The 23,374-nt window shown below is 74.2% G+C and carries 24 protein-coding genes and 1 pseudogene; 15 read left to right on the top strand and 10 right to left on the bottom strand.

Translation table 11 applies throughout. From position 1 onward, the window contains the following. Positions 1 to 67: 67 nt before the first annotated feature. From HNR61_RS08645 to HNR61_RS08625, 5 genes are all read left to right on the top strand, one after another. Positions 68 to 3,409 carry a S8 family peptidase gene (locus HNR61_RS08645; RefSeq protein WP_182842601.1) on the top strand — a complete coding sequence of 1,114 codons (3,342 nt, stop codon included), beginning with the start codon at positions 68 to 70 and terminating at the stop codon, positions 3,407 to 3,409. A gap of 114 nt (positions 3,410 to 3,523) precedes the next feature. Continuing rightward, positions 3,524 to 4,120, top strand: a complete 597-nt coding sequence (locus tag HNR61_RS08640; RefSeq protein WP_182842600.1) for an RNA polymerase sigma factor — start codon at positions 3,524 to 3,526, stop codon at positions 4,118 to 4,120. Beyond that, positions 4,113 to 5,126: a hypothetical protein gene (locus tag HNR61_RS08635; RefSeq protein WP_182842599.1), complete on the top strand. Its 1,014-nt coding sequence runs from the start codon at positions 4,113 to 4,115 to the stop codon at positions 5,124 to 5,126. The genes HNR61_RS08640 and HNR61_RS08635 overlap by 8 nt, the downstream gene beginning before the upstream one ends. Positions 5,127 to 5,275: 149 nt before the next feature. After that, complete coding sequence (locus HNR61_RS08630; protein ID WP_246442368.1) at positions 5,276 to 5,872, top strand: RNA polymerase sigma factor; 597 nt, start codon at positions 5,276 to 5,278, stop codon at positions 5,870 to 5,872. Next, entirely contained in the window at positions 5,869 to 7,074 is a 1,206-nt protein-coding gene (locus HNR61_RS08625; protein WP_182842597.1) for a CU044_5270 family protein, read from the top strand. The genes HNR61_RS08630 and HNR61_RS08625 overlap by 4 nt, the downstream gene beginning before the upstream one ends. A gap of 40 nt (positions 7,075 to 7,114) precedes the next feature. Here the strand turns inward: HNR61_RS08625 and HNR61_RS08620 are convergent, their stop codons facing one another. Both HNR61_RS08620 and HNR61_RS08615 read right to left on the bottom strand, forming a co-directional pair. Continuing rightward, a complete protein-coding gene (locus HNR61_RS08620; protein ID WP_182842596.1) occupies positions 7,115 to 7,612 on the bottom strand; it encodes a DUF6199 family natural product biosynthesis protein in 498 nt (165 codons plus the stop codon). Positions 7,613 to 7,700: 88 nt separating this feature from the next. Beyond that, positions 7,701 to 7,904, bottom strand: coding sequence for a DNA primase (locus HNR61_RS08615; protein ID WP_246442366.1), 204 nt, complete (start codon positions 7,902 to 7,904; stop codon positions 7,701 to 7,703). A gap of 271 nt (positions 7,905 to 8,175) precedes the next feature. Here HNR61_RS08615 and HNR61_RS08610 point away from each other — a divergent pair, with 271 nt between their 5' ends. Continuing rightward, a complete protein-coding gene (locus HNR61_RS08610; RefSeq protein WP_182842595.1) occupies positions 8,176 to 9,378 on the top strand; it encodes an NAD(P)/FAD-dependent oxidoreductase in 1,203 nt (400 codons plus the stop codon). Between the two features lie 50 nt (positions 9,379 to 9,428). Then, entirely contained in the window at positions 9,429 to 10,325 is an 897-nt protein-coding gene (locus HNR61_RS08605; protein WP_182842594.1) for an RNA polymerase sigma-70 factor, read from the top strand. A gap of 47 nt (positions 10,326 to 10,372) precedes the next feature. Here HNR61_RS08605 and HNR61_RS08600 read toward each other — a convergent pair whose 3' ends face one another. Together HNR61_RS08600 and HNR61_RS08595 are read right to left on the bottom strand one after the other, a co-directional pair. After that, positions 10,373 to 10,936: an SMI1/KNR4 family protein gene (locus HNR61_RS08600; RefSeq protein WP_182842593.1), complete on the bottom strand. Its 564-nt coding sequence runs from the start codon at positions 10,934 to 10,936 to the stop codon at positions 10,373 to 10,375. A gap of 29 nt (positions 10,937 to 10,965) precedes the next feature. Continuing rightward, positions 10,966 to 11,676: a TetR/AcrR family transcriptional regulator C-terminal domain-containing protein gene (locus tag HNR61_RS08595; protein WP_182842592.1), complete on the bottom strand. Its 711-nt coding sequence runs from the start codon at positions 11,674 to 11,676 to the stop codon at positions 10,966 to 10,968. 100 nt (positions 11,677 to 11,776) lie between these two features. Between HNR61_RS08595 and HNR61_RS08590 the strand changes: the two genes are divergently transcribed. From HNR61_RS08590 to HNR61_RS08580, 3 genes are all read left to right on the top strand, one after another. Beyond that, on the top strand, positions 11,777 to 13,234 hold the full coding sequence (locus HNR61_RS08590; protein WP_312897813.1) for an MFS transporter: 1,458 nt from the start codon (positions 11,777 to 11,779) through the stop codon (positions 13,232 to 13,234). Positions 13,235 to 13,319: 85 nt separating this feature from the next. After that, positions 13,320 to 13,940 carry an RNA polymerase sigma factor gene (locus HNR61_RS08585; protein ID WP_182842591.1) on the top strand — a complete coding sequence of 207 codons (621 nt, stop codon included), beginning with the start codon at positions 13,320 to 13,322 and terminating at the stop codon, positions 13,938 to 13,940. A gap of 2 nt (positions 13,941 to 13,942) precedes the next feature. After that, on the top strand, positions 13,943 to 15,040 hold the full coding sequence (locus tag HNR61_RS08580; protein WP_182842590.1) for a CU044_5270 family protein: 1,098 nt from the start codon (positions 13,943 to 13,945) through the stop codon (positions 15,038 to 15,040). A 6-nt stretch (positions 15,041 to 15,046) separates the two neighbouring features. Here the strand turns inward: HNR61_RS08580 and HNR61_RS08575 are convergent, their stop codons facing one another. Next, entirely contained in the window at positions 15,047 to 15,907 is an 861-nt protein-coding gene (locus HNR61_RS08575; RefSeq protein WP_182842589.1) for a helix-turn-helix domain-containing protein, read from the bottom strand. Between the two features lie 128 nt (positions 15,908 to 16,035). Here HNR61_RS08575 and HNR61_RS08570 point away from each other — a divergent pair, with 128 nt between their 5' ends. Both HNR61_RS08570 and HNR61_RS47450 read left to right on the top strand, forming a co-directional pair. Further along, positions 16,036 to 16,776 carry a dienelactone hydrolase family protein gene (locus HNR61_RS08570; RefSeq protein WP_182842588.1) on the top strand — a complete coding sequence of 247 codons (741 nt, stop codon included), beginning with the start codon at positions 16,036 to 16,038 and terminating at the stop codon, positions 16,774 to 16,776. Then, the gene (locus HNR61_RS47450; protein WP_182842587.1) at positions 16,773 to 17,192 is read left to right on the top strand and encodes a carboxymuconolactone decarboxylase family protein; all 420 of its coding nucleotides are present in this window, start codon (positions 16,773 to 16,775) and stop codon (positions 17,190 to 17,192) included. Before HNR61_RS08570 ends, HNR61_RS47450 begins: the two co-directional genes overlap by 4 nt. Here the strand turns inward: HNR61_RS47450 and HNR61_RS08560 are convergent. Next, positions 17,155 to 18,687 carry a 3-hydroxyacyl-CoA dehydrogenase gene (locus HNR61_RS08560; RefSeq protein WP_182842586.1) on the bottom strand — a complete coding sequence of 511 codons (1,533 nt, stop codon included), beginning with the start codon at positions 18,685 to 18,687 and terminating at the stop codon, positions 17,155 to 17,157. The genes HNR61_RS47450 and HNR61_RS08560 overlap by 38 nt on opposite strands. Positions 18,688 to 18,818: 131 nt before the next feature. Between HNR61_RS08560 and HNR61_RS08555 the strand changes: the two genes are divergently transcribed. Continuing rightward, positions 18,819 to 20,036 carry an acetyl-CoA C-acetyltransferase gene (locus HNR61_RS08555; RefSeq protein WP_182842585.1) on the top strand — a complete coding sequence of 406 codons (1,218 nt, stop codon included), beginning with the start codon at positions 18,819 to 18,821 and terminating at the stop codon, positions 20,034 to 20,036. Here HNR61_RS08555 and HNR61_RS08550 read toward each other — a convergent pair. From HNR61_RS08550 to HNR61_RS08540, 3 genes are read right to left on the bottom strand one after another with little or no spacing between them, the layout of a single operon-like run. After that, positions 20,033 to 20,626, bottom strand: coding sequence for a TIGR03086 family metal-binding protein (locus HNR61_RS08550; protein WP_182842584.1), 594 nt, complete (start codon positions 20,624 to 20,626; stop codon positions 20,033 to 20,035). The two genes, HNR61_RS08555 and HNR61_RS08550, sit on opposite strands and share 4 nt — an antisense overlap. A gap of 50 nt (positions 20,627 to 20,676) precedes the next feature. Next, complete coding sequence (locus HNR61_RS08545) at positions 20,677 to 20,880, bottom strand: hypothetical protein (protein WP_182842583.1); 204 nt, start codon at positions 20,878 to 20,880, stop codon at positions 20,677 to 20,679. Next, on the bottom strand, positions 20,877 to 21,296 hold the full coding sequence (locus tag HNR61_RS08540) for an ATP-binding protein (protein ID WP_182842582.1): 420 nt from the start codon (positions 21,294 to 21,296) through the stop codon (positions 20,877 to 20,879). Before HNR61_RS08540 ends, HNR61_RS08545 begins: the two co-directional genes overlap by 4 nt. A gap of 219 nt (positions 21,297 to 21,515) precedes the next feature. Between HNR61_RS08540 and HNR61_RS50435 the strand changes: the two are divergent. After that, positions 21,516 to 22,261 (top strand): annotated as a pseudogene (locus HNR61_RS50435) (helix-turn-helix domain-containing protein). Beyond that, complete coding sequence (locus tag HNR61_RS08530; RefSeq protein WP_182842580.1) at positions 22,249 to 22,434, top strand: DUF397 domain-containing protein; 186 nt, start codon at positions 22,249 to 22,251, stop codon at positions 22,432 to 22,434. Before HNR61_RS50435 ends, HNR61_RS08530 begins: the two are co-directional and overlap by 13 nt. 50 nt (positions 22,435 to 22,484) lie before the next feature. Here HNR61_RS08530 and HNR61_RS08525 read toward each other — a convergent pair whose 3' ends face one another. After that, the gene (locus tag HNR61_RS08525; protein ID WP_182842579.1) at positions 22,485 to 22,877 is read right to left on the bottom strand and encodes a hypothetical protein; all 393 of its coding nucleotides are present in this window, start codon (positions 22,875 to 22,877) and stop codon (positions 22,485 to 22,487) included. Positions 22,878 to 23,374: the final 497 nt, after the last annotated feature.

Raw genomic sequence — 23,374 nt, 5'->3', positions numbered from 1 at the left:
GGCGGATCTCAGCAATACCCACGGGGCGCGCCGCGCCCCGAGATCCCCTCCTGGAAGGAATCCCCCCTTGAAACGCAGACGTCGCGGGACCGCGGCCTCCCTCCTCGGCGCCGCGCTGGCCGCCGGGGCGCTGGTCGCGGTCCCCACCGGAGGGGCGGTGGCCGCGCCGGGCGCCGCCTCGCCGCTCCCGACCGGCCGGAGCTGGAAGGTCACGCTGCTGACCGGTGACGTGGTCACCCTGCGGACGGTCAAGGGCCGCCGCGCGCCGCTGGTGACCACCGAACGCGCCCGTGGGCGCGGCGCCCGGGCCTTCCACACCACGATCCGCCCGGACGGGCACGTCGTCGTGATCCCCGGCGACGTCGCCCGGCTGGTCGGCAAGGTGCTGGACCCCGGGCTGTTCGACGTCACCTCCCTGATCGAGCAGGGGTACGACGACGCCCGCAGCCGGGACCTGCCGCTGATCGTGCGGCGCGACGGGGGCGTGCGGGCCCGCGCCGCGCTCGGCGGCGCCCTGACCGAGGGCCGCGAGCTGCGCAGCATCGGCGCGGTCGCCGCCCGCCAGCCCAAGGGCCAGGCGTTCCGGGTGGGCGCGGCGCTGTCGGCCCGCCGGGCGGTCGGCGTCCGGCACGTCTGGCTCGACCGCAGGGTACGGGCGACGGCCCTGCCGACCGTCGCGGCCCCCCGGCTCGACCGCAACCTCACCCAGATCGGCGCGCCCGCCGCCTGGAAGGCCGGAGCGACCGGAAACGGCGTGAAGGTCGCCGTCCTCGACACCGGGGCGGACACCTCCCACCCGGACCTCAAGGACCGCGTCGCCGAGGCCCGGAACTTCAGCGAGGCCAAGGACGCGGTGGACCGGCACGGCCACGGCACCCACGTCGCCGCCACGGTCGCGGGCACCGGCCGGGCCTCCGGCGGGGCGCGCAGGGGTGTCGCGCCCGAGGCGGGCCTGCTGGTCGGAAAGGTGCTGGACGACCAGGGATACGGCAGCGACTCCAACGTCATCGCGGGCATGGAGTGGGCCGCCCCCCGCGCCCGGATCGTCAACATGAGCCTCGGCGGCGGCCCCACCGACGGCACCGACCCCCTGTCGAAGGCGCTGGACGGGCTGGCCGCCAGGCACGGCACGCTGTTCGTCGTCGCGGCGGGCAACGACGGCGGGATCGGCTCCGTCGGCGCGCCCGGCACGGCCGACTCCGCGCTGACGGTCGGCGCGGTGGACGCGGCCGACGCGCTGGCCGGGTTCTCCAGCCGGGGCCCGCGCGTCGGCCGGTTCGCGGCCAAGCCCGAGATCGTCGCGCCCGGCGTGGACATCGTCGCCGCCCGCGCGAAGGGCACGGCCATGGGCGAGCCCGTGGACGCGCGCCACACGAGGGCGTCCGGCACCTCCATGGCCGCCCCGCACGTGGCGGGCGCGGCGGCGCTGCTCGCCCAGAAGCACCCGGACTGGACGTTCGACCGGCTCAAGGCCGCGCTGGTCGGCTCGGCCGACCCGATCAGGGGCGACGCGTTCGAGCGCGGCTCCGGCCGCCTGGACGCCGGGACCGCCGTGACCTCCCCGCTGGTGGCGCTCCAGACCGCGCCGCACGCCGGAACCTCCGCCCACCCCAAGTACCCGGCGCTCACCGCGAACGTGAGCTGGACGTCGCGGGCGGGCGCGGTGCGGGCGGCGCTGTCGGTCCGCGTCCTCGGCCGTGACGGCAAGACCGTCACGGGCGCCGCGAAGCTGTCGACGGACCGGCTGGCCGTCCCCGCGGGCGGCACCGCCACCGCGACGCTGACGGTGACCCCCGGCAGGCTCCGCCCCGGGCTCTACACCGCCGAGGTCGTCGCCGACGGCGGCGGTGCCAGGACGCGGACCCCGGTGACGTTCCACGTGGAACCGCCGAGCCACACCCTCACGGTCGTCGCCACGCCGCCGCCGGGCACGCCCGTCGAGGAGCTGTCCACCTTCGCGAACGTGGTCAACCTGGACGACTTCGCGCTGTTCGCCGAGTCGATCGAGCCCACCACCGACGGCAGCACGAAGATCCGGGTGCCGCGCGGCCGGTACAGCGTGCTCGGCACCCTGGACGACTGGACGGGGGACGTCCAGGGCCATGCCGTGGCCGGGACGCCGGAGGTGGTCGTCGACCGTGACCGCACCGTCGTGCTGGACGGGGCGTCCGCCGAGCGCGCCACGGTCGGCGTGCAGGGGACGCGGACGGAGACCACGATGCTGGGCCTGTCCGCCGAGCGCGTGACGGGCCAGGCCATGACCGGGGTGGGCGTCTACAGCACCGACCTCGCGAAGGAGCCCGTGTACGCCCGGCTGACGGGTAAGGCGAGCACCGGGAGCCTCAGCGCCACCCTCTCCTCCCGGCAGGTCGCCGACGGCGCGGTCTACGACGGGATCCACCCGTTCACCGGCGCGCCGCGCCACGTGATCACGCCCGCCGAGCGGGAGCGGATGGCGCGGGTCCACCAGCGGTTCGCGGCGTTCGACGGCGACACCTCCAAGGGGCTGACGGAGAAGCGCTACGGGCTGTCGCCGAACGGCAGCCTGCTGGGCGGGTTCGAGGCCGAAAGCCGGGTCCCGGCGGGTTCGACCCGCACCGACCACCTGACGCCGGGTCTCTGGCTCGACGAGGCGTTCCCGGAGGCGGTCAACAACGGTGACTGGGTGGACCAGCTCCCGGTCACCGAGCGCAGGCCCGGCACCAGCGTCACCTACACCTGGGGCCGCCAGCCGCTGCGCCCCGGCCCGGTGTCGGGGAACGGACTGACCGCGAGCGCCTGCGCCCCGCCGCCGGTCACCCGCGCGCCGGGCAACCTGCGCGTCGCCCTGGTCGACCTCCAGGCGCGGCCGGACGGGTTCGACTGCGGGTACTTCGGGCCCGGGCCGCAGGATTCGGACCACCCGTTCAAGCGGAACCTGACGCTGTACGAGGGCGACAGGAAGATCGGCGAGCGCGCCGCGAGCTTCGGCGACTTCACGCTGCCGAAGCGGGCGGGCACCTACCGGCTGACCTACGACAACGACGTCGCGGGGTTCATTCCGGTGTCGGTGCGGACCTCCACGGCGTGGACGTTCCGCTCGTCGCCGTCGCAGCGGAAGGTCCCGCTGCTCCAGGTGGACTACGACCTCGGGCTGGACCTGAACGGGAGACCGTCCGGGAAGCCCGCGACCTTCGACGTCTCGCGGGTCGAGGGGGAGAACACCAGGGTGAGGGATCTGAAGGTGTGGGCGTCGCTGGACGACGGCACGACCTGGAAGGCCGTCCCCGCGACCGGGAAGGGGAACCGCTTCACCGCCCAGCTTCCGGTCGTTTCCGCAGGCCAGGCGCTGTCGCTGCGGGTCGCCGCCACCGATGACGGCGGCAGCGGCGTCGACCAGACGATCATCCGGGCCCACCGGGTCCGGTAGTCCGGGCGTCCACCGCGGGCCTCCTCCGATCTCCGGAGGAGGCCCGTTCGCGTGAACAAGATCGACCGGTTGTGCGGACTAAGGGAGAAGAATCGCCGACCCGAGGAGCCCCCCATGACAGCTCCGCCCGGATCCGACACCGTGGACGACAACACGGTGCTCGTCCGGTCCCGCCGTGAGCCGGAACGGTTCACCGTGATCTACGACCGGCACTTCCCGGACATCTACCGGTACGTCGCCGCCCGGCTCGGCCGGGACGCCGCCGACGACGTCGCGGCCGAGACGTTCTACACGGCGTTCCGCAAACGCGACCGGTTCGACGCGCGGCGCGGCGCGGTGCGGCCCTGGCTGTACGGGATCGCGACGCGGCTCGTCGGGCAGCACCGCCGCGACGAGAGCCGCCGCTACGAGCTGCTGTCCCGGCTCAGCCCCGGCGACCGCGCGGTGGAGCACGAGGACCGCGCCGCCGCCCGCGTCACCGCGCAGGGCGTCCGCCCGCAACTGGCGGCGGCGCTGGCCGGGCTGTCGGGCGAGGACCGGGACGCGCTGCTGCTGGTCGCGGTCGCGGGCCTGGCGTACGAGGAGGTCGCCCAGGCGCTGGAGATCCCCAGCGGAACGGTCGGCTCCCGGCTCCACCGCGCCCGCCGCAAGGTGCGGCAGGCGCTGGGCGGCATCGACCCCACCGGTATCGAGGAGAAGCGCCATGCATGACACCGACGCCCTGATCGACGAGCTGCTGGACGAGGGCGGCCCGTCCCCGGCCTTCACCGCCACCGTTCGCGCGAACCTGACCGCGATGGCCGCCGCGGAACCCGAGGCCGCCGCGCCTCCGCTGGTCCTGGTCGGCTCCCCGGACGGCACCGAGCCGTCCCGTCCGGCACCGCCCGCCCGGCGGCGGACCGGGCGGGCGGTGCGCTGGGCGGCGCTGGGCCTCGGCCTGGCGGCGGCAGCGGCGGCGGTCGTCGTGGCCGTGCGGCCGGACGCCGCCCCGCCCCGGCCGACCGTCCCCCCGAGCTCCCCGGCTTCCGTCCTGGACCTGAGCGGCGACCAGGCCCTGCTGGCCGCCGCGACCGCCGCCGAGTCCCGCCCGGCGTCCGACGGGCGCTACTGGCGGGTCCGGACGATCCAGAAACTGACCATGCGGGAGAAGGACATCAACGACGAGCAGGTCCAGGAGTCCTGGTACGGCAAGGACGGCTCCTACTGGGGAGGGGTGCGGGTCCTGAGCGGACCCCACCGGGGACGCGCGGTGGTCCGCAAGGGGGACCAGCCGAACGGCGGTCGCCCCTTCGAACTCGAGGACCGGCCCTTCAGCCTCGCCGAGATCCGGAGCGCGCCCGAGACGCCGGAGGGGATCCGCCGGTGGGCGCTCCGCGCCGCGTCGAAGACCGCGAGCAGCCGGGAGTACGCCGACGAGCTGGCCGACTCGCTGCTGGTGGCGGGCCTCGCCCAGGCGCCGCTGTCGCCCCGGGCGCGCGCGGCGGCGTTCCGGTCCCTGGTCGGGCGTTCGGCCGTCGAGGTCGGCGGCACCGCGCGCGACCCGCGCGGCCGGACCGGCGTGCGGTTCACGGCCGGGGGCGTCCAGTACATCCTCGACCCCCGCACCTCGCTGCTCCTGCACCAGGGAACGCGCGAGGGCCTGCCGAGGACCAGCTCCACGACCTACCTGGAGGTCGGCTGGACGAACGAGAAGCCGACGCCTCCCCGGAGGCCCTGACCGCCCGGCGGAACGGCCGCCCCGCGCCCGGCGCGGGGCGGCCGTTCCGGCGTGCCCGGAAGGAGACCGGGAAGGCGGGCCGCGCTCCGGACAACAACAGGCGTCCGTTGTCCACGCCGACGACAAGGCGACACATGAAGGAGCCACCCTTGACCGCTCCCCCCGACACCGTCCCCGCCAGGGACGACGCCGCGGTCATCGAGCGGTCCCGGCATGAGCCCGAACGGTTCGGGGAGATCTTCGACGCCTACTTCGCGGAGATCCACCGGTACGTGGCGCGCCGGCTCGGCGCCCAGACGGCCGACGACCTGGCCGCCGAGACGTTCGCGATCGCGTTCCGCCGCCGCGGCGCCTACGACGGGAGCCGCGCCAACGCCCGGCCCTGGCTGTACGGCATCGCCACCAACCTGATCGGCCGCCACCGCCGCGACGAGCGCCGCAGGCTGCGCGCCCTCGACCGGGTGGACCGCCGCGACACCGCGCTCGACGAGGAGGACGCGCTCACCGCCCGGCTGTCGGCGGAGGGCGCGCGGGGACCCCTGGCCAGGGCGGTCGCCGCGCTGCCCTCCGGCCAGCGCGACGCGCTGCTGCTCGTCGTGCTGGGCGGGCTGTCCTACGAGGAGGTCGCGACGGCGCTGGACGTGCCGTTCGGCACCGTCTCCTCCCGGATCAACCGGGCCCGGAAGAAGCTGCGCACGGCGCTGGGCGGGACCAACCCGCTGCTGGACGACCAGGAGAGGCCATGAACGACCTGCAGAGTGTCCGGGCGCTCTACGACGACCCGCCCGCCCCGTCCGCGCACGCCGTCGCCGCGGCCCGGCTGCGCATGACCGAGGGGCCGCGCCGCGCCCCCGGTCCGCGCCGCCGCGCGCTGCCTTTCGCGCTCGGCCTGACCTCCGCCGCGACCGCGACCGCCGCGACGGTCGCGCTGCTGCCCGGCGGGGATTCCGCCCGGCCCGCGCCGTCTCCGCGGGCCATGGCGCCCGAGGCGGTCCTGCTGGCCGCCGCCACCACCGCCGAACGCGAACCCGCCTCGGGCCGCTACTGGTTCTCCCGGCGGATCCTCGGCGGCCACTCGGCGGTCAAGGACCGGGACTACCTGGTGGACCGCCGGGTCGAACGGGAGATCTGGATCCCCACGTCCGGGCGCGAGCACGCCTGGACCATCGAACGCCCGCTGGGCGGGCGGCCCCTCGACGAGGCCGCCTGGCGACGCGACGGCTCGCCCCGTTCGTGGCGGCTGATCGCCCGCATCGGCGACGCCCTCAACAGCGGTCCCACCGAGACGGGGAACGCCCCGCCCGGCGCGGGCGAGGGGGTCCCGGTCCCGGCGGAGCCGGGGGAGCGCTACGCCGTTCCCAAGAGCCTGCGCCCCGGCTGGTTCGGGCGCCTCGGGCCCGTCCAGGTGACCCCCGGCTCCCTGCGGAGGCTGCCGGACGACCCCGCCGGGCTCAGGGCGTACATGGAGCAGGTGATCCGCCGGATGGAGCAGGGGGGCCACCGGCGCTTCCCGGTCGGCGGCCCCGAGCACGGCTGGCTGATGTACGACTTCACCCTCCGGCTGCTCACCGACCTGCCGGCCAGGCCCGCCGTGCGCGCCGCCGCGTTCCGGGTGCTGGCGACCCTGCCGGGGGTGGTCTCCCGGGGCCAGGTCACCGATCCGCGCGGGCGCCGGGGACAGGCCCTGGCGATGCGGGTGCCCCGCTACTTCGCCGAGCCCGGCGGGGAGAGACGGATCGTCGTGGATCCCGCCACGGGCCGCCTGCTGGCCGTCCAGGACGTGGTCACCCAGCCGGACCCCCGGTACCGGGAGCGGCCGGGCCAGCTCGTCCTGTACTCGGTGATCCTGGAGGCCCGCTGGACGGACGCCGCGCCCGACCTGCCGGAGAAGCGCCACATGGTGGACAGGGACGGCGACCCGCGGAAACCGGCGTGCGCCCGCTGCTGAACGACCGCCCGCGGGCCCGCTCCGGCGCGGCCCGCGGGCGTCACCACGCGCCGGTCAGTTCCAGCACCCCGGCGACGGCCAGGAAGGACCCGATCACGACGTAGAGCGTCCGTGCGTAGAGCGTCTCCGCGCGGCCCGTCTCACGGCCGAGCAGCGAACGCATCCGCTGCGCGTTGTGGTGCGCGATCCGGCGGTTGAAGAGGGCGAACCCGAGACCGACCGGTACGGCGACCACGCCCCACAGCCATTCGGGCGGCGTCCCGCCGCCGCCCGACCCGAACACGAGGGCCGCGACGAGCGCCATCCCGGCCACCCCGGCGAGCCGTTGCAGCAGCAGCGCGCGGCGCGACGGCTCGGGAAGCCCGCCGTCGGGCGTCGAACGCAGCCGCCGCGCCGCCGCGTTCGGCACGATCCAGCTCAGAAACCGCGGGTACACGGCGTTGACCAGCGCGAAAGCGAACGCGACGGCGAGCATGGCGTAGAAGGCCGGCGCGGGTTCTCCGGCGGCGGCCAGAAGCGGCGTCTCGACAGGCGTCATGCGGCGCGTGTTCCACACCGGGCCCCGCCGAACCGGTCACCCCGATAAAGGCCGTCCCCAACGCCGGTTTGGCGAGGGGCGCGAGGGCTCAGTCGTCGTTGCCGCCGTCGTTGTCGTTGCCGCCGTCGTCGTTGCCGTCATCACCGTCGTCGGGGTTGCCGCAGCTCGCGGTGACCGCGACCGTCGCCGCGCTCACGGCGGTCACGGCCGCCACGGTCGACACCGACGCGGGGACCAGGGCCGTGACGACGGCCATCAGGGTCTTCATGAGCTGGAACAGCAGCCTGGTCATCCTCGGAACTCCTCGCGTAGCGGGTTCGCCGAGGCCCGCCTCGGCCCTCCCGGCCACTGTGGCCCGCACCGGCGCCCGGCGCAATGCCCCCAACGGAACGCCTCGGCAAACAACCGCCAAGCGGCCCGTAACCGTCAGGCCAGGACGTCGCGCACCGCGGCGGACGCGGCCGCCCCGACCCGCCATTTGATGTGATCTAGGTCACAACGAGTCACAGGTTCCCTCCGTCCGACGCCTTGTGTGCGAACCCCGAGCGAACGGAGCAGAGACCATGACGAAGCACACCGGCGGCCGGACGGAAGTCGTCGTGATCGGCGGCGGATACGCCGGAGTCCTCGCGGCCAACCGCCTGACCGGCCGGGACGACGTGGCCGTGACCCTGGTCAACCCGCGCTCGGCCTTCGTCGAGCGGATCCGCCTGCACCAGCTGGTGGCGGGGTCCGACGACGCGGTCGTCGACTACGCGGACGTCCTGAGCGAACGCGTCGAGCTGGTGGTCGACACCGCGACCGGGATCGACCGGGAGGCGCGCACCGTCTCGCTGGCCGGCGGCGGCACGGTCGGGTACGACTACCTGATCTACGCGGTGGGCAGCCGCGGCGGCGCGCCGGAGGTGCCCGGCGCGGACAGGTTCGCCTACCCGATCGCGACCCTGGAGGAGGCCGAGCGGCTGCGCCGGGCCGTGGCCGACGCGCCCGCCACCGCGGCGCTGACGGTCGTCGGCGGCGGCGCCACCGGCATCGAGACCGCGGCCGAGCTCGCCGAGGCGGGCCGCCCCGTCACCCTGGTCTGCGGAGGACAGCTCGGCCCCTACCTCCACCCGAACGGCCGCCGCTTCGTCGCCAAGCGGCTGGCGGCCCTCGGCGTGACCGTCCTCGAAGGCCCCGGCGCCAAGGTGGCGTCCGTGACGGCCGGCGCCGTGCGCCTCGCCGACGGCCGCGAGGTGCGCGGCCACCTGACCATCTGGGCCGCCGGCTTCGGCGTTCCCGACCTGGCCGCCCGCAGCGGCCTCAGCACCGACGAGGCGGGCCGCCTCCTCACCGACGAGACCCTGACCAGCGTCGACGACGACCGCATCGTCGCCGCCGGGGACGCGGCCTCGCCCTCGGGCCTCCCGTACCGGATGGGCTGCCAGTCCGCTGTCCAGCTCGGCCCGCACGCCGCCGACGCCGTGCTCCGCCGGATCGAGGGCGGACGGCCCGAAGCCGTCAGCGTCGCCTTCGCCGGGCTGTGCGTCAGCCTCGGCCGGGGCGCCGGCATCTTCCAGTTCGCGCGCAAGGACGACACCGCCATCCGGTTCCACGTCGGCGGCCGCACGGGCGCGCGCATCAAGGAGTTCGTCGTCTCCCACACCATCAAGCAGCTCGCGGACGAGGCGCGCAAGCCCGGCGCGCGCGTCCTGAAGGGCAGGGACGACTCCCGGCGGCAGCGCGTCGAGGACGCGCGCGCGAGCCGGCCCGCGCGCGTGTCGTAGTCCCCTGGAGCACGGGCGGCCCAGGCGCCGCGCCATGGAAGGATCCGAGAATGCGAGACCACGCCGCGGACCCGGCGACCGAGGCCTTCGTCACCCACCGCAACCTGTTGTTCACCGTCGCCTACGAGATCCTCGGCTCGGCGGCCGACGCCGAGGACGTCCTGCAGGAGACCTGGCTGCAGTGGGTCGAGGTCGATCTGGCACAGGTCCGCGACCGGCGCGCGTTCCTCGTGCGCGTCACGACCCGGCGGGCGCTCGACCGGCTGCGGGTCCTGCGGCGCCGCAAGGAGTCCTACGTCGGCCCCTGGCTGCCCGAGCCGCTGCTGACCTCGCCGGACGTCGCCGAGCACGCCGAGCTCGCCGAGAGCCTGTCCATGGCCATGATGCTCGTCCTGGAGACCCTCTCGCCCACCGAGCGGGCCGTGTTCGTCCTGCGCGAGGTCTTCGACGTCGGCTACGACGAGATCGCGGAGGCGGTCGGCAAGACCCCCGCCGCGGTCCGCCAGATCGCCCACCGCTCGCGCAAGCACGTCGAGGCCCGCCGCCCTCGCGAACTGGTCTCCTCGCGCCAGGCCAGGGCCGCCCTGGAGTCGTTCCAGCACGCCGTGGAGACCGGCGACCTGCAGGGCGTGCTGGACGTGCTCGCCCCCGACGTCGTGCTGATCAGCGACGGCGGCGGCGTCAGGAGCGCCGCGCTGCGCCCCGTCACGGGCGCCGCGAAGGTGATCCGTCTGCTCCTCGTCGGCCTCGGCGACAAGGAAGGCGCGCTCACCGGCGAGCCCACCACCGTCAACGGCGATCCGGCGCTCGTCCTGCGCCTCGACGGCGAGATCGACAGCGTCATGGCGATCCGTGTCGAAGGGGGCCTCGTCACCGGCATCTACTTCGTCCGCAACCCCGCCAAGTTCACCCACATCGCCGCCGCCGTGCCGCTCACCCTGAGCTGACACCGGAGCGGCCGCGGCCCCCGCCCCCGGGGAAGGGGCGGGGGCCGTCACCTGTCGAACCAGGTCAGGCCCTTGGCCCAGTGCCCGACCCAACCGGCGAAGCCGCTGCTCGCGGTGGTGTGGCCGAACTCGGAGCCGAACGGCGTGGCGCCCTCCCCGCAGATGCTCCAGACGTGCCCCCGGTGCGGTCCCGCGACGACCAGGTGCCAGTACATGCCGCACCCGTCGGTGCCCAGCACGACCGAGCCGTGCGAGAAGACCGGGTGGAGGGCCGCCGCGATCTCCTCGTCGGAGCGGGGGTCGTCCTCGTCGCCCTCCCACAGCCACGGTCCGGTCAGTGGGAACGGCGCGGCGAGCACGCGTTCGGGACGCCGGCCGCCCCGGTCCCGGGGCATCCCGGCCAGCGGGAGGAGCCCGTAGGAGGGAGGCCCGTCCGCGGAGCCGTCGCAGATCTCCGCGACGCACGTCCGGTACGGCTCGGGCAGCACGATCCCGTGCTCGGCCTCGAACGCGCGCACCGCGTCCCAGCCCGGCGGCGGCCGGCGCGAGCCGGCGCCGAAGGCGGCGCGCAGCACCTCGAGGTCGGCCGGGTCGGCGCGGGTGACGTCCATGGGGAAGGGATACCACCGGGCACCGACGGTCACAGCCGCGCGGCGATCCCGTCCAGCAGGCAGTCCAGGCCGAACGCGAAGCGGCCCTCCAGCACCTCGCGCGTCTCCGCCGCCCAGACCTCCCGCGCGTGGGCCGCGACGCGCGGATGGGCGCCGGCGATGCGCGCCAGGTAGGGCCGCAGCGCGTCCATCGTCTCCGCCGTGGAGACCTCCGGCTGGCCCGCCGCCCAGCTCGACTCGCCGCCCGCCGCGCCGATCACGTAGTCGACGATCGCCGACACCGCGTACTCCAGGTCGAAGCCGGTGAAGCCCGCGTGGCCGAGCGCCCCGAGGACGTCGTCCATGACGCGGGTGGCGTTCGGGCCGAGCATGGGGCGGGCGCCGAACAGCGTCACCGTCCACGGATGCCGGTGGATCATCGCGCGGAGGGAGCGGGCGTAGGCCGCGGCGGCGGCGCGCCACCCCCCGGCGGCCGGGTCGGGGACCTCGACCTCGCCCATCACGTGGTCGAGCACGAGTTCCAGCAGCTCGTCCTTGTTGGCGACATGCCAGTAGACCGAGGTCGCGCCCGCGTTCAGCCGGGTGCCGAGACGGCGCATGCTCAGCCCGGTCAGGCCCTCGGCGTCCAGCAGCTCCAGCGCCGCGCCGACGATCTGGTCCCGGCTGAGGGACGGCTGCTCGCGGCGGGTCCTCGCCGGGCGGGTCCAGACGGTCTCCATCGCCGGTCCGGCTGCGGTCATGGCACCTCCTCGCTCTCGAACAGGGTACGGGAGTTGAACACCGCTCGATCGCTCTCGTACAGTGTGCGAGTCAACTCGAACACTGTACGAGGAGTGTCCCGTGACCCCCCACCCCCACCGCTGGCGGATCCTCGCCGTGCTGTGCCTGAGCCTGTTCCTGGTCGTCATGGACAACACGGTCCTGAACGTCGCGATCCCGTCCCTGCTCACCGACCTGGACGCCACCACCGGCGAGGTCCAGTGGGTGATCGACGCCTACTCGCTGGTCTTCGCGGGCCTGCTGCTCACCGCCGGAAGCCTCGGCGACCGCCACGGCCGCCGCCGCGCCATGCTCATCGGCTTCGCGGTGTTCGGCGCCGCCTCCGCCTGCGCCGCCCTCGCCACCACCCCCGGCCAGCTCGTCGCGCTGCGCGGCCTGATGGGCGCCGGCGGCGCGCTGCTCATGCCGGGCACCCTGTCGATCATGGCGCAGGTGTTCCCGGCGGAGGAGCGCGCCAAGGCGTTCGGGATCTGGGGCGCGACCTCGATGGCCGGCATCGCCGCCGGCCCCACGCTCGGCGGCCTGCTGCTGGAGCGCTTCTGGTGGGGCGCGGCCTTCCTGGTCAACGTCCCCGTCACCGTCGTCGCCGTCCTCGGCCTGCTGCTGGTGGTGCCCGAGTCGCGCGGCCCGCGCCGCCGCCCCGACGTCCCCGGCGCGCTGCTGTCCACGCTCGGCGTGTCCGGTCTGGTCTGGGCGGTCATCTCCGGCCCCGAGCACGGCTGGACCGGCCCGCGCGCGCTGGGCGGCGCGGCCGTCGGCGTCACCGCGCTGGCCGCGTTCGCGCTCTGGCAGCACCGCAACCCCGAGCCGATGCTCGACCTGGCCCTGCTGCGCTCCCGCCGCTTCTCCGGGGCCGCCATGATGATCGCGGTGTCCGGGTTCGCGCTGGCCGGAACGTTGTTCGCCCTCACCCAGCTGCTCCAGCTCGTTCTGGGGTACTCCCCGCTGAAGGCGGGCCTTGCGCTGCTGCCCGTCGCCGTCGCGGCGGGCACCGGCAACGGCCTGGGCGCGGCCCTGGAGGCCCGGCTGGGCGACCGCCGCGCCCTGGTCACCGGCTTCACCGTCACCGCCGGGGGCTTCGCCGCCCTCGCCCTGACCGGCGCGCACGGCTACCTGCCGGTCCTGCCCGGCCTGCTGCTCATCGGGTTCGGCGCGGGCCTCGGCGCGCCGCCCGCCTACGGCATCCTGATGTCGGCGGTCCCCGCCGAGGAGGCCGGGATCGGCTCGGCCGTCAACGACGCGGGCACCGAACTCGGCAACGCCCTCGGCGTCGCGGTCCTCGGCAGCGTCATCTCCGCCGCCTACGCCCGCGCCCTCCCGGACGACGTCACCGGCGCGGCCCGCCGCTCCCTCGGCGAGGCCCTGGGCCTCGGCGACCCCGCCCTCGCCCACGCCGCCCGCGACGCGTTCACCTCCGCCCTGGTCGTCGGCGCCCTGACCGCCGCCGCCGCGACGCTGCTCGCCGCGCTGACCGCCGCCGTCATCCTGCGCCCGGCGAGAATCCGCGAGAAAGTCTGAAAGAGATCCGGCGCAGCGGCGGAGTACCGGTGACATTGATCATCCGGAGGTACTGAATGCCGGACCCCACCGGAAGGACGGCCGCATGACCGCCCTCTCCCATCGATTCCGGACGGTCCCGCCCGTCGGGGCGGCGCACACGGCGGCCGGAACGCCCGAGGACGCCCCGTCCGAGACCGCCGACGCGGCGCTGGTCGCCGCGTCCCTGACCGACCCCGACCGGTTCACCGCCGTCTACGACCGGCACTTCCCGGCGGTCTACCGCTACGTCGCCGGACGGCTCGGACCGCAGGTCGCCGACGACGTGGCCGCCGAGACGTTCCTGGTCGCGTTCCGCCGCCGCGCGACGTTCGACCCGGCCAAGGGGGAGGTGCGGCCCTGGCTGTTCGGGATCGCCACCACCCTGGTGGCCCAGCACCGGCGCGCCGAGAGCCGCCGCTACCGGGCCCTCGCCCAGCTGGCCGTCGAGCGCGGACCCGGTGACGGCGCGGACCACGCCGCCGCCGAGGGCCTGCGGCTCGACCTGGCCCGCGCCCTGACGAAGCTGTCGCGCAAGGAACGCGACGTCGTCCTGCTCGTCGCCCTCGCCGACCTGTCCCACCAGGGGGTCGCCGACGCGCTCGGCATCCCCTACGGAACGGTCGGCTCCCGCCTCAGCACCGCCCGCCGCAAACTGCGCGCCGCCCTCAACCGCAAGGGAGAATGACCGTGGACGAACTGCGCATGCTCGCCGACCTGCTGGAGGAGACCCCCTCCGGCCGGACCGCCGCCGAGGGCCGCGCCCGCCTCGGCCAGGAGATCGCCGCCCCCGCCCGGCCGGAACGCCGCCGTCTCCGGTGGCCGGTCTTCGCCGGGTTCGGACTCGCCGCGACGGCCGCCGCCGTCACCGGCACGCTCGTGCTGAGCTCCGGCACCACGCCCCGCGCCCCCGACCCCGGCCCGGCCGCCGCGCCGATGACGGCCCGCACCGTCCTGCTCGCCGCGGCCGAGAAGGCCGAGACCGCCCCGGCGACGGGCCGCTACTGGCACACCAAGTCCGTGGACAAGGCGTTCCAGAGGGTGGGGCCGAAGAACGACCCTTACTGGATCGAGGAGACCCAGGTCTCCGAGACCTGGACGGAGCGGAACGGTCAGCAGAGCCTCGGGTTCCGCTCGGCCGGGGTCCGCCCGGCCACCCCCGCCGACACCGCGGCCTGGAAGCGCGACGGCTCGCCCCAGCGGTGGCCCGTGGAGAGCATCGAAACCGGATGGGGTGGTCCCAAGCACCTGACCATCGAGCCCCAGCCCGGTTTGCTGGTGCGGCGCAAGGAAACGCCCAGGTTCGGCGTCTGCGACAAGGAGATGACCTTCGCCCAGGTGGCGGCGCTGCCGGACGAGCCGACGGCGCTGCGAGCCGCGCTCCACAAGGCGATGCTGAACGGCGACGACGGCCCCGTCCCTCCCGAGTCCCAGCAGTCGTTCCTCACCAGTTGCACGGCCCACCTGCTGTTCCAGCAGCCCGTCCGGCCGCGCACACGTGCCGCCGCCTACCGGCTGCTGGCGACCATGCCCGGTGTCAAGGTGCTCGGCCGGACCGTCGACCAGAGGAAGCGTCCCGGCATCGCCCTGGTCATCGACGAGGGGAGGACGGACCAGGACACCCGCTTCGTGATCGACACGAAGACCTCGTCCATCCTCCAGATCGGCCCCGCTTCGCCCGGCGAACCCAAGCTCGAGCTCACGAAGCGGATGGGGCAGGTGGGAACGAAGATCAGCCTTGAGGTGGGCTGGACGGACGCCAAGCCGCGGATCCCCACCCTGCCCTGACCCGCGTCACCGCCTGACCGCGTGATCGTCCTGGTCCGGCGCGACCCGTTCCGCCGGTGCCGCGCCGGACCAGGACGCCAGCAGTTGCAACGCCGCCTCCGAGGCGTCCCCCTCCGCCGGGACGAGCGTGATCAGCCGCTGGCGCGGGGCGTCCACCGGCACGAAGTGCTCGTACCGCAGCCGCAGCACCCCCACCGCCGGATGCCGGAAGCCCTTGGCCCCCGACGAGCGCCGCACCACGTCCCCCGCCCCCCACAGCGCGCGGAACGCGGCGCTTCCCTCGGCCAGCTCCGCCACCAGCTCCGCCAGCGCCCCGTCGCCGGGGAACCTCCCGAGCGTCTCCCGGAACTCCCCGGCCGTGGCGGCGGCGACCTCGTCCCACTCGGCGTAGAACGCCCGCGCCGCCGGGTCGAGGAACAGGAACCGCGCCAGGTTGACGTCCGGCAGCGTCAGCACCGGCCCGAACAGGCGCACGGCCATCGCGTTCGCGGCCAGCACGTCGTACCGGTCGGTGGTGACCAGCGCGGGCAGGCGGTCCATCATCGCCAGCATCCGGCGCAGCTCCGGCCGGGCCCGCTCCTCCCCGCCGGTCCGGGTGCGCGGCGGCCGCGCCAGGGCGTGCAGGTGCGCCCGCTCCACCTCCGACAGGTCGAGCGCCCGCGCCAGCGCGTCCAGCACCTCCGGCGACGGCCGGGACGCCCGGCCCTGCTCCAGCCGCTGGTAGTACTCCACGCTGATCCCCGCGAGCTGCGCGACCTCCTCGCGGCGCAGCCCCGGAACGCGGCGGCGCGGCCCGTCCGGCAGCCCCACGCTCCGCGGCGCGACCCGCCCCCGGCGCGCCCGCAGAAACCCGCCCAGATCGGTCATGAACGCCAGTATGGCCGCCGCCCGCCCGCCGATCCTGGCCCTGCCGGTACCCGTAAGAACCGGCCCTGGAGCCACCGCCGTCCCCCCGCGAGGGTCGTGACCGTCACCGATCACCAAGGGGAGAGACCATGTGCCACCCGACCGACGCCCGTCCACCCGCGCCGCCCGCCGACGCCGTCACCGGCGAGGCCGCCGAGCACGGCCACCTGGAGCTGACCGCCGCCGACGGCAACCGCTTCACCGCCTACCGCGCGGTCCCGTCCGCACCCCTCGGCCGCAACGTGGTCATCCTGACGGACTTCCGCGGCCTGCACCCGTTCTACGAGGCCCTGGCCCGCCGGTTCGCCGAGCTGGGGTACCACGCCCTCGCGATCGACCCCTACGGCCGCACCGCGGGGCTGCTGCCGCGCGACGGCTCCTTCGACGGCCCGTCCCACCTGCCGCTGCTGGAGCCCGCCCACGTGGACGCCGACGTCGCGGCCGCCGCCGCGCGGCTGCGCGCCGAGAACCCCGGCCCGCTGTTCACCGTCGGGTTCTGCCTGGGCGGCGGCCACTCCTGGCGGCAGGCCGCCACCGGCCCCGGCCTGGCCGGGGCGGTCGGCTTCTACGGCCCGCCCCGCTTCTTCGGCGACAACGCCGAGAACCTGGACGCGCCCCTTCTGCTCCTGCTCGCCGGGAACGACTCCGCCACCACGCCCGAGGAGTTCGACGAGCTCACCGGGCGGTTCGACGCGGCGGGCAGGGACTACGACAAGCACGTCTACGACGGCGCGCCGCACTCGTTCTTCGACGTGGCGTCCGAGGAGTGGAAGGACGAGTGCGCCGACGCGTGGCGGCGCGTCCTCGCGTTCCTGGAGCGCCACGCGTGAACGACCGTTACGCGCGCGGACTGGCCCGCCAGGCGGAGCTGCGCGGCGCCGACGAGCGCCGCGAGGTCTACGACCTGCTCGCCGACACCGCCCCCGACCTGTCGAGGCTGGCCGTCGAGTTCGCCTACGGCAACGTCCACGCCCGCGACGGCCTGGACGCCGCCCGCCGCGAACTGGTGATCCTCGGCGCGCTGGTCGCGCTCGGCGACACCCGCCCGCAGCTCAGGGCGCACACGTCCGCCGCCCTGGCCGCCGGGCTGCGCCCCGGGGAGATCGTCGAGGCGGTCATGCAGGCGGTGCCGTACGCGGGCTTCCCGCGGGTGTTCACGGCGATGACCGCGGTCCGCGAGGTCTTCGCGGACCGTGGCCTGCTCCCCGTCACAGCAGGTCGGACGGGGCCGTGCCCTCCTCCGTGAGCGGCAGGCCGAACATGACCCGCTCGGTCAGCCACCGGCTCGGCCGGTAGCGGGGGTCGCCCGTCCCCTCGCGCAGTCCCTCCAGGATGTCCCGCACGAGCTCCGCGCCGACCTGGTCGCCCCACTCCAGCGGCCCGCGCGGGTAGCCGAGGCCGAGCCGGACGGCGGTGTCGATGTCGGCGGGGGAGGCCAGCCGCCGTTCGGCGATACCGCAGCCGACGTTGACGATCGAGGCGAGGAGGCGCTGGGCGACCGGGGCGGGGGCGTCGCGGACGACGGTGACGGGACGTTCCGTCGCGGCCAGCGCCGCCCACGCCGACCGGCCGAACGCGGGGTCCAGGCCGGGGTGGACCGTCATCGTCAACCGGGTGAAGAAGTCCCCGAGCGGGTCGATGCCCACGACGCGTTCGGTGTGCAGGCCGTATGCCTCCGCCCCGCTGCCGTACGCCGCCACCAGGATCACCGCGTCGTCCGACGGCTCGTCGGAGCGCTCGACCCGCACCCCGGCGGAGTCCAGCAGGGCGTACAGCCGGTCCCGCACGCCCTCCCCGATATCGGCGACCCACACCGGGCGCGGCTCGGCGGACGGCGCGGACGGCTCCGCGGGCTCCTGCTTGACCCCGTCCACGTACTCGTAGAAGCCGCGCCCGGCCTTGCGGCCCAGCAGCCCGGCCGTCATCCGCGCCCGCGTGATCTCCGACGGCCGCAGCCTGGGCTCCCCGTAGAAGCCCTCCCAGATCGACTCCAGCACCGGGTGCGACACGTCCAGGCCGGTGAGGTCCATCAGCTCGAACGGCCCCATCTTCAGCCCGAGCACGTCCCGCGCGATCCGGTCCACGTCCCACGGCTCGGCGACGCCCTCGGCGAGGATCTGCAACGCCTCGGTGACCAGCCCGCGCCCGGCGTGGTTGACCAGGAAGCCCGGCGTGTCCGGCGCGAGCACCGGCTCGTGCCCCAGCCGCCGTACCAGGTCCGTCAGCGCCCCCGGCACCCAGTCTGCGGTCCGCGCCCCCGGCACGACCTCGACCAGGCGCATCAGCGGCACCGGGTTGAAGAAGTGCAGGCCCGCCACCCGCGACGGGTCGTCCAGCTCCGCCGCGATGGCCGTCACCGACAGCGAGCTGGTGTTGGTGACCAGCAGCGTGTGCTCGGGAACGACCTTCTCCAGCCGCGCGAACAGCTCCCGCTTGACCGCCAGGTCCTCCCGCACGGCCTCGATCACCAGGTCGCAGTCCTGGAACGGCGTCATCGGGTCCCCGACGGGCTTCAGCCGCTCCTTGGCCGCCGCCGCCTCCGCCGCGTCCATCCGGCCCTTCGCGGCCAGCTTGTCGAACATCCCGTGCACGTACTCGACGGCCGCCGCGACCGCGTCCATCCGCGCGTCGGCCAGCTCGACGGTCAGCCCGCCCGCCGCCGCGAGCTGGGCGATCCCGCGCCCCATCACCCCGGTGCCGATCACCCGCACCGTCGCCGCCCGCTCCGCCCAACGCTCCATGACGCCTCCTCGCGCGCTCGCAGTCACCCGCATTCAACCGTCCGCTGGACGGAAACCCGCACACCGCCCCGGCGGCACGAGGACGTACCCTGCCATTGGCCCCGCCCCGCCCGTCCCGAGGAGCTGTCACGATGCGCGAAGTGGTGATCTGCGAGCCGCTGCGGACCCCGATCGGCCGGTTCGGCGGCGTGCTGAAGCCCGTCCGGCCCGTCGAACTGGCCGCGACGGTCATCGGCGCGCTGCTGGAGCGCACCGGCCTGCCCGGTGACGCGGTGGACGAGGTGATCCTCGGCCAGTGCAACCCCAACTCCGACGCTCCGGCCATCGGCCGCGTCGCCGCCCTGGACGCGGGCCTGCCCGTCACCGCCGGCGGCCGCCAGGTGGACCGCCGCTGCGGCTCGGGTCTCCAGGCGGTGCTGGACGCCGCGATGCAGATCCAGACCGGCGTCAGCGACCTGGTCATCGCGGGCGGCGCGGAGAGCATGAGCAACGCGCCGTTCTACACGACCGAGGCCCGCTGGGGCGTGCGCGGCCCGAACCTGGAGCTGCACGACGCCCTCGCCCGGGGCCGCGTCACGGCGGGCGGCGTCCACCACCCCGTTCCCGGCGGCATGTTGGAGACCGCCGAGAACCTGCGCCGCGAGTACGGCATCCCGCGCGACGAGCAGGACGAGTTGGCGGTCCGTTCGCACCAGCGCGCGGTGGCCGCCCAGCGGGAGGGCCGCTTCGCCGACGAGTTGGTCCCCGTCACGATCCGCTCCCGCAAGGGTGACACCGTCGTGGACACCGACGAGCACCCCCGCGCCGACACCACCGTCGAGACCCTGGCCAAGCTCCGCCCGGTCCTCGGCAGGCAGGACCCGGAGGCGACCGTCACCGCCGGGAACGCCAGCGGCCAGAACGACGCCGCCGCCGCCTGCGTCGTCACGACCCCCGAACGCGCCGCCGAGCTGGGCCTGCGCCCGCTGGTCCGGCTCGTCTCCTGGGCACAGGCCGGGGTCCCGCCCCGCACGATGGGCATCGGCCCGGTCCCCGCGACCGCGAAGGCCCTGGAGCGCGCGGGCCTGGCCCTCGACGACATCGACCTCATCGAGCTGAACGAGGCGTTCGCCGCCCAGGTCCTGGCCGTCACCCGCGAGTGGGGCCTGAAGGACCTGGACGACCCCCGCTGGGACCGGATCAACGTGAACGGCTCGGGCATCTCCCTGGGCCACCCCGTGGGCGCGACCGGCGCCCGCATCCTCGCGACCCTGTCCCGCGAGATGCACCGCCGCGAGGCCCGCTACGGCCTGGAGACGATGTGCATCGGCGGCGGCCAGGGCCTCGCCGCCGTCTTCGAACGCGTCTAACGGGACGGCGTCCAGCCCGGGTCGCGCCCCGTGAAACCGATCAGCCGGTCCAGCGGCGGCGCGTCCCCGGCGACCGGCACCGGCGGGCCGAACAGCCCGTTGTCGGGGGTGCGCTCCTCGCCCGGCTGCGGCGTGCTCACCCGGAGGCAGACCTCGATCTCCTCCGGCGTCGCCTCGTAGGGGCGGCCGGTCCCCCGCGCCAGGTCCCAGCCGTGGATCACCAGCTCGTTCAGCGCGACGAAGCCCGCGATCTCGCCGGGCAGGTCGACGCCGCCCGCCTGCGTCATGCCCTGCCACGCGGACGGGTCGCGCCACGCCTCGGCCAGGGCGGCGAGGCGTTCGGGGATCAGCGACCGCCAGCCCGGCTCCAACCGGGACGCGTCGCCGGACGGCCCGCCCCCCGGGGAGTCGGCGAAGCTCTTCTCCGCCGCCCACGTGAACGCCAGGGAGAGCCCGTTCACATGGTCGATCAGGTCACCGACGGTGTACTCGGGACAGGGCGTCGGGTCCGCCAGCCGCTCGTCGGCCACCCCGGACACAAGATCGGCCATCCGCCGCGCGGCGGGACCGAGATCAGGCATGTCAGCCATAGGTCGCACTCCTCTTCTTCAAGGGATGAGACCGACGCGACACCGCAAAGTCATCGGTCCGACCCCGCGAACCTGCGCGCGACCTTCCCGAACGCGTCCGGATCGGCCCCGGCGAGATGATCGAGCAGCCCCTCAACGGTCGAAGCACTGATGATCATGAACTCGGCGGCCCGCCACACCCCGCGTTCATGCCAGATCTCCCACCCGGGAAACAACTCCCGCAGCATCACCACCAGAACATCCCGGGGCGTCACGTCGCACCCCCGTTCAGCACGGCGTAGACGCTCTTCCCACCCGACGCGAGACGCCGGAAGCCCCACGCCTTCGTGAGCTCGGAGACGATGGCCAGCCCCCGCCCGGTGAACGAGTCCAACACCAGCGGCTTGACCCGAGGCTCGGCGTCACTACCGTCCCGCACCTCCGCCACCGGCCCGACCTCGGACAGATACAGACGAACGGAGATCACGTCCCCAGGCGCACTGCCGTGCCGGTAGGCGTTGGTGACCAGCTCGTTGACCACCAGCAGCCCGACCTGCACCGCAGCATGATCGACCCCCTTCACCTCCAACCACCGCCGCGCGAAGTCCCGCGCAGCTTTGATCGCCTCCGGCGCAGACCGAATCAGCAACGTCGACGGCTCAGTAATCGCAGGCGGTGGTAGCTCTTGCATTGGTCACCTCGAAGCGCGTTCTGGAGCTGTTCTGTAGCGCAGCGTCGCGCGAAGAGAGATGCTTGACGGCACAAAGCGCCTTGTCACAGGGCATCGCTGCGGAGTTGCGGCGATGCTCGGTCATCGTCGGCCGTCGCCGGTCATCGGGAGTCGTCATGCCCCAACCCCCCCAAGCGCCTGACCCCTTCACGTGGCCCGTTCGACCTGTTTGGCTCCGAGGTGCGTCGCCATCGTCAGCGGCTCGGATGGTCCATCGCCGAACTCGCCGTGAAGATCCCTTACAGTCCATCGTTCATCGGTGACGTCGAACGTGGGGAGTCCGGGTGTGAGCGGCACTTCGCTGAGGAGTGCGACCGAGTGATGGGCACCCATGAAGCGCTTGCGCACCTTCATGACGGACTGTTCGACGGACGCGACGCCGCCTTCCCTGGCTACTTCCGGGCGTGGCCCGACCAAGAGGCCGCTGCCACCACCCTGCGGGCCTACGAGCCGCTGGTGATCTGGGGCTTGTTCCAGACGCCCGCCTACGCGAACGTGTTGCTGTACGGCGACGAGAAAGCCGTCAAGGCGCGGATCGAGCGGCAGACCGTCTTGGCGCGCGACGATCCGCCCAGAGTGTTCTACGTACTGCCCGAGCGGGTCCTGCGTTCTCGCGTCGGGACTGCCGAGGTCATGCACGAACAATTGATGCGACTGGCGGATGCCGTCTCATCCAAAATCAGCGTTCAGGTCATCCCTGACGGCGCGCCTCACCCGGAAACTCGGGAGCATTCGTCATCGCGACACTGCCCGATCATGCGCATGTGGCTTACACGGCGTCCGAGCCACGCGGGAGGATCTTGGATGGGCGCGCCGACGTCGAGGACCTCCACGAGAGGTTCGCCGACATCGCCTCGTACGCACTGCCCAAGGACCAATCGGCGGCCTTGATCCGAGAGGTGGCGGAAGAGAGATGGAAAACATGATCTTGAAGTGGCGAAAGTCCAGCTACAGCAGTTCGCAAGGTGACAACTGCATCGAGCTTGCGGACCTCGGCGACGCCGTGGGCGTGCGGGACTCGAAGGCCCCGGCCACTGGTCATCTCGACGTGGACCGCACGGACCTGTGCGTCCTCGTGGCTGCCCTGAAGAGTGAGTAGGTCCCGACGGCCCTGAGCCCCGCCGCATGGGGTGGGGCTGGCGGTCGGGATCAGTGGGTCCGGTACCTGATCCAGGCTCGCCCCGCCTCGGCGGCTCGGGCACGGGCGTCCAGGTCGTAACGGTCGAGGGCCTGGGCGCGCATCTCCCGGTGCTCGCCGTCGGTCTGCCTGTTGAGCAACGCGTTGGCCTTCTCGGTCGGCGCCTCCACGTTGCGGGCGGCAGGCGGGGCGTCCTCCCACGTGGGCAGGGAGCCGAGTCGTTCCAGCAGCGTCACGACCTGGGGAAGGTCGGGCGACCCCGGAGACAGATCGGCGTCCCGGCCGTTCAGGTGGTCGAACAGCATCACCACCCAGCCGTTCCCGATCGAGGACCACGGCATCAGCGGCGCGATCGCCGATGCGGTGAGAGTGGAGTTGGCAGCCTGCTCGCGGACGTACAGCACGGCCTTGAGGAAGAACCGGCGGCCTTCGACGGGGGCGCGGACAGCACAACACTGGCTGCACTCGGCCGCCGGAATCCCCCCGCGTCGCGTCGCGCGGCTTGATCAAGGCTTGTATGAAGGAGTGGTCGTGCGGGACTCGAAGGCTCCGGACGCCGGTCGCCTTGATGTGGATCGCGCGGGCCTGCGTGCGTTGGTGGCGGTTCTCAAGAGCGGGCGGCATCTGGGTTCAGGTCCGCTGGGAGAGCGGCCGCCTGAACGCGCGGCCGTTCGGACCGGGCTTCCTGGCCTGTGAACGCGTTGGAACAGGCGGACGCGATCCGGTGCCGTGGCGATGGAGGCCGCGTGCCAGCGGGCGAGGATGCCCTGGCCTCCAGCGTTCCGGTACATCGCTTCTGGCCCATGCGGCGGCCATGAGGGTGATGGCCGTGCGGCCGTCAGGGCGTGCGGGAGCTTGCTGCGGGAACGCCGGTGAACGGACGGGTCTTCGGCCCCGGCGG

The sequence above is a fragment of the Actinomadura kijaniata genome (assembly GCF_014138665.1).
Lineage (GTDB): Bacteria > Actinomycetota > Actinomycetes > Streptosporangiales > Streptosporangiaceae > Spirillospora > Spirillospora kijaniata.
The sequence above is the reverse complement of the archived record's forward strand: the minus strand, read 5'-3'. Positions and strand labels throughout refer to the sequence as shown.